Source organism: Janthinobacterium sp. NKUCC08_JDC (genome assembly GCF_019345575.1).
In the GTDB taxonomy this organism is placed as follows: domain Bacteria; phylum Pseudomonadota; class Gammaproteobacteria; order Burkholderiales; family Burkholderiaceae_D; genus Janthinobacterium; species Janthinobacterium aestuarii.
In genome coordinates this window covers 1-3,355 of record NZ_JAHKQW010000034.1, presented here as the reverse complement: position 1 = coordinate 3,355, position 3,355 = coordinate 1, and the positions used below count along the sequence as shown (strand labels likewise).

Here is a 3,355-nt window from a genome sequence, read left to right as displayed (position 1 = left end):
GGCATCGGCCGCCTGCGCCGCCTGGGCCGCTGCCAGCGAGGTGGCGGCCACGCCAGCGGCCGTGGCCGCGAGCGTGTCGTCCAGCGCCGCCGCCGTGGCTGCCGCCTGGGAAGTCAGGGCCAGGGTGGCGGCGGCGGTGGCGGCACTGTCGGCCGCGAGAGCATTGTTCAGGGCGGTCAGGGATGCTGCCGCCGTGGCGGCTGTCGAGGCGGCAGCCGCGTCATCGGCTTGCGCCGACTGCGCGACGGCCTGCGACAGGGCCGCCGTGGTAGCCGCTGTGGTGGCCGCCAGCGCTGCCACCAGGTCGAACGGGTGGGCAGCTGAATAGGCGGCCAGGGCGGCGGCATTGGCCGCATCGTTGCTGGCGACGGTGGTCAGTGCGGCGGCATCCGTCAGGGCAGCCTTGGTGGCCGCCACGGTGGCGGCCGTCACATTGAGCGTGTGGGCGGTACCGAGCAGGACGGCGTCGGTGAGACCGGCGACGGCGGCTGCTGCCGTCGAGGCGGTGGCATTGACGGTCGCGACCAGGCCCAGGGCGACGGCGTCCGTCAGGTTGGCCGTCGTTTGCGCGGCAGTGGCGGCGGCCGCATCGACGGTGGACACCAGGCCCAGGGCGACGGCGTCGGTCAGCGCGGCGGTGGCCGCTGCCGTGTTGGCGGCGGCCGTGGCGGCAGTCGACACGGTGCCCAGGGCGACGGCATCGGTCAGGCTGGCGACGGCGGCAGCGGCGCTGGCGGCCGTGTTGGCGGCCGTCGACACGAGGCCCAGTGCCACTGCGTCGGTCAGGTTGGCCGTCGTTTGCAGGGCGGCGGCGGCAGTCGCGTCGGCCGTGGCGACCAGGCCCAATGCCGTGGCGTCCGTCAGCGCGGCGGTGGCGGCAGCCGTATTGGCGGCCGTGGTGGCCGCTGCCGAGAGCGTGCCCAGGGCCACCGCATCGGTCAGGTTGGCAACATTCGTCGCCGTATTGGCGGCGGCAGCGGCGGCCGTGGCGAGCAGGCCCAGGCCGGCGGCGTCCGTCAGGTCGGCCGTTGCCTGCAGGGTGGCGGCCACGGTGGCATCGGCGGTCGAGATCAAGCCCAGCGCCGTGGCGTCCGTCAGCGCCGCCAGGCTGGCTGCCGAGGAGGCGACCAGCGCATCGGCATTCGAGATGAGGCTCAGCGTGGTGGCATCGGTCTGGCCAGCCGTCGTGACGGCCAGGGCTGCGGCCGCGTCGGCTGCGGAAGAGACCAGACCCAGGGCCACGGCGTCGGTCAGGTTGGCAACGGATTGTGCCGCCGTCAGCGCGTTTTGCGCCAGCGTGTTGGCGGCCGTCAAGGTGGTGACAGCCGTCTGGGCGGCAAGTTCGGCGGCGGCGTCGGTGGTGGAAACGAGGCCCAGCGCGCCGGCATCGGTCAGCAGGGCCGTGGCGGCGGCAGCTGCGGCGGCGGCCTGTGCGGCGGCGGCAGCACTGACTGCCGAGATATCGATCCCGCCCAGCCCAGCGGCCACCTCCGCCGCCGAGACGGCAGCGGCCGCCGCAGTGATGAGTGCATCGGCATCGGTCGCGGCGGCGAGGGTTTGCAGGCTGGCTGCTGTCAGCGCATCGGCGGTGGAGATGCCGGCAAGGATGGTGGCATCGAACAGGGAGGCAGTGATATCGGCATTATCGGCACCGAGCTGCAAGGTATTCACGGTGGCCGTCAGGTCGAGCACGCTGGTTTGGCCAGCCGTGACGTTGGCGGCCAGGGCGGCGAGGCTGGCGAGATTGAAGGCATTGAGCGCAACGTTGACGTCCAGCAGGCTGGCCTGCGCATTGGCGGCGGCCGCATCGGCATCGGCCTGATCGGCCGCTTGCTGCAGGGCGACCACATCGGTCTGGTCGGCCACTGCCTGGGCGTTGGCGGCATCGCTGGCGGCCGCTGCGTCGGCGGCGGCCAGGGCGGCCGCATCCGTCTGGTTTGCCGTCGTTTGCGCGGCCAGCGCGGCGGCGGCATCGGCGTCGGAAACCAGTTGCAGGGCGGCCGCGTCCGTCAACGCTGCCTGCGCGGCGGCGCCGATGGAGGTATTGGCGGCCGCATCGGCCGTGATTTGCAGGGCGGCCGCGTCGCTCAGGCTGGCTGTGACGACGGCGTTGGCCGCCACGGTGGCGGCAAGGGCGGCGGCGGCGTCGAGCGCGGCGGCATCGCTACTGGCGGCCAATGCGGCTGCGGCTGCGGCGGCAGCGTCGGCATCGGAAATCAGGGCCAGCGCAGCCGCATCCGTCAAGCCGGCCTGCAGTTGTGCCGCGTCCGACGCCAGGGTAGCGGCATCGGCGATCAGGCCCAGGGTGGGCGCGTCCGTCATGTTCGCTTGCGTCTGGGCATTGGCGGCGTTCGTCGCGGCGGCATTGGCGGCCGCTTGCAGGGCGACGGCGTCCGTGGCGTTGGCGATGGCGGCGTCCTGGGCGGCAATACCGGCGGCGGCGTCCGCTGCCATCGTCAGCGCGACGGCATCGGTGAGGTTTGCTTGTGTATTGGCGGTAATGGAGGCATTCGCAGCGGCGGTGGCGGCGATGCCCAGTGCCGTGGCGTCGCTGGCATTGGCCGCTGTCGCCGCATCGGCCGCGGCGGTGGCTGCGGCGCTCGCGGCGGCGGCCAGGGCGGCGGCATCGGTGACATTGGCCAGTTCGGTCGCGGCGGCAGACGCGGCGGCATCCGCATCCGAGACGAGGGCCAGGGCAGCGGCATCGGTAAAGCTGGCCTGGATGCCTGCGGAGACGGCGGTGTTGGCGGCGGCGGTTGCCGCCAGGTCCAGCGCGGCGGCGTCCGTGGCATTGGCCAGCGCCGTGGCGGCGGCTGCAGCGGCGGCGTCATTGGCCGCGATGACGCCCAGCGCGGCCGCATCGGTCAGCGCCGCCTGCGTGATGGCCGCGGCGGCGACCACGTCGGCCGCATCGGCGATGGCTTGCAGGGCAGGGGCGTTGGTCTGGTCCGCTTGTGTTTGCGCCGCATCGGCGGCGGCGTGTGCGGCGGCGGCGTTGGCGGCGGCCGTGGCGGCAGCCGCATCGGCATTTTGCGCCGACGTGGCGGCGGCCTGGGATATGGCGGCGGCAGCGGCAGCGGCGGCGGCAACGCTGTCGTCATTCGTGGCGGCGGTCGCGGCCGCTTGCGCACCGGGCACGACAGCGGCCGTGCTGGCCGCCAGCGCATCGTCGCTGGTGGCGCTATTGGCGGCGAGCAAGGCTGCCGCCGCGTCAGCGGCCGCTTGCGCCGCCAGCTGGTCGGCCAGGATGGCCGCATTTGCCGCAGCCAGCGAAGCTGCGGCCGTGGGGGGGGCGGCGGCCGCCGCGCGGGGGTCCGCGCCGCGCGGTGGGGGGGGGGGCCCGGCGGGGCCGGCG

At 74.2% G+C, this 3,355-nt stretch carries 1 protein-coding gene; it reads right to left on the bottom strand.

Annotated elements, in window-relative coordinates; genetic code table 11:
- On the bottom strand, nucleotides 1-3,355 hold a 3,355-nt coding region (locus KO538_RS28945), incomplete at both ends, for a hypothetical protein (protein ID WP_219330435.1).